Origin of the sequence: Sphingomonas sp. 3P27F8 (assembly GCF_005502745.1) — a bacterium.
In the GTDB taxonomy this organism is placed as follows: domain Bacteria; phylum Pseudomonadota; class Alphaproteobacteria; order Sphingomonadales; family Sphingomonadaceae; genus Sphingomonas.
In genome coordinates this window covers 1-1471 of record NZ_SCNL01000042.1, presented here as the reverse complement: position 1 = coordinate 1471, position 1471 = coordinate 1, and the positions used below count along the sequence as shown (strand labels likewise).

Sequence of the window (1471 nt, the reverse complement as noted above, 5' to 3'; positions counted from 1 at the left end):
AGCACTTCCGGCGCTTCGCCACGCGCTATGACCGACGCACCGCCCACTTCGCAGGCTTCATACACCTCGCCGCCGCCATGATATGGCTACGATGAATGTCGATCCGTCCTAGGGCGTTGATACGTCGCACGATGCGCGGTAGCGCATGGGAAACGACACGCAGGAGAGCAAGCGATGGAACAGCGGGTGACGATCACGGTGACGGACGGTGTTGCCGATGTGCGCCTCAATCGTGCGGACAAGATGAACGCGCTCGATCCTGCGATGTTCGCCGGCCTCAACGATGCGGTGGCGCAGCTTGCCGGCATGAAAGACGTGCGCGTCGCCGTGCTTTCAGGTGAGGGCAGGGCGTTCTGCGCGGGTCTGGACATGGTGTCGATGGCGGGCGGCGGATCCGGCAACGATCTCGGCGCGCGGAGCCACGGGCTGGCCAATGCCGTGCAGCATGTCGCCTGGGGCTGGCGCGAGCTGCCGATGCCGGTGATCGCGGCCGTTCATGGCGTGGCGATGGGTGGCGGCTTCCAGGTGCTGTCGGGTGCGGACATCCGCATCGTGCACCCCGCCACCCGCATGTCGATTCGCGAAACGTACTGGGGGCTGGTGCCGGATATGGCGGGTGTGGCGCTGTGGCGCACGCTGGCGCGGGACGACGTGTTGCGCGAGCTGACCTATACCGCGCGCGAATTCTCCGGTGCGGATGCGCTGAACTACGGCTTCGCGACGCGGCTCGACGAGGATCCCCGCGCGGCGGCACTCACGCTGGCGCGCGAAATCGCCGGCCGCAATCCCGCTGCGATCCGCGCCTCGAAGCGGCTCTACAATATCGCCGCCGATGCCGATGCCGAAACAGTGCTGCGCGCCGAAAGCGCCGAGCAGATCGCCTTGATGCGCTCGCCCAACCAGGTCGAGGCGGTACGCGCCAACATGGAAAAGCGTGCGCCGGTGTTCAGCGACTGACCCGGCCAGTCGTCAGAACGGCAGCCATTTCGATTTGTGGGTGAAATTCATGTAACCGACGTTCACCCCGGCGCGCCAGCCCACACCCAGCCGCACCGGGATCAGCACGATGTTGCCGCGCCGCAGATAGGTCGCCGCAAACCCGCCGACGAAATAGAGGCGCCCCTCGGCGGCGGGAAAGCGGCGGTAAAGCTCCTCGGTGTCGTACAGGTTGTACACCAGTACAAACACCTTGTTGGCGTCGCCGCCAAGATCGAAGCCGAGCGACGGGCCGGTCCAGTAGACCGGCATCTGCCCCTCGACCTTATGCGTCATGACCCCGGAGCCATAGCGCAGGCCGACCACGATCGCGCCCGAGGCCTCGCGCCCGGCGATATAGGCATTAGGCTGGCCCTGATCCTTGAGAATTTTCTCGATGATCGACGCGAATCCCTCCGCGCCTTTCCCGAACACGCCTTCGCCCGCGCCGATGAGATCGTCGCGCTTGAACGTCGCGTCGGCAGTGGTGGTGGAC

2 protein-coding genes are annotated in these 1471 nt (G+C 65.7%); one reads left to right on the top strand and one right to left on the bottom strand.

The features are described 5' to 3' along the window. Positions 1-174: 174 nt before the first annotated feature. Positions 175-957 carry a crotonase/enoyl-CoA hydratase family protein gene (locus FFS35_RS19830; protein WP_137788480.1) on the top strand — a complete coding sequence of 261 codons (783 nt, stop codon included), beginning with the start codon at positions 175-177 and terminating at the stop codon, positions 955-957. Between the two features lie 12 nt (positions 958-969). Here FFS35_RS19830 and FFS35_RS19825 read toward each other — a convergent pair. After that, on the bottom strand, positions 970-1471 hold a 502-nt coding region (locus FFS35_RS19825), incomplete at its 5' end, for a DUF1134 domain-containing protein (protein ID WP_137788479.1).

What these genes read in the sequence shown, in the direction of transcription:
- FFS35_RS19830 (WP_137788480.1), top strand. Translation starts at nt 175, where the DNA reads ATGGAACAGCGGGTGACGATCACGGTGACGGACGGTGTTGCCGATGTG.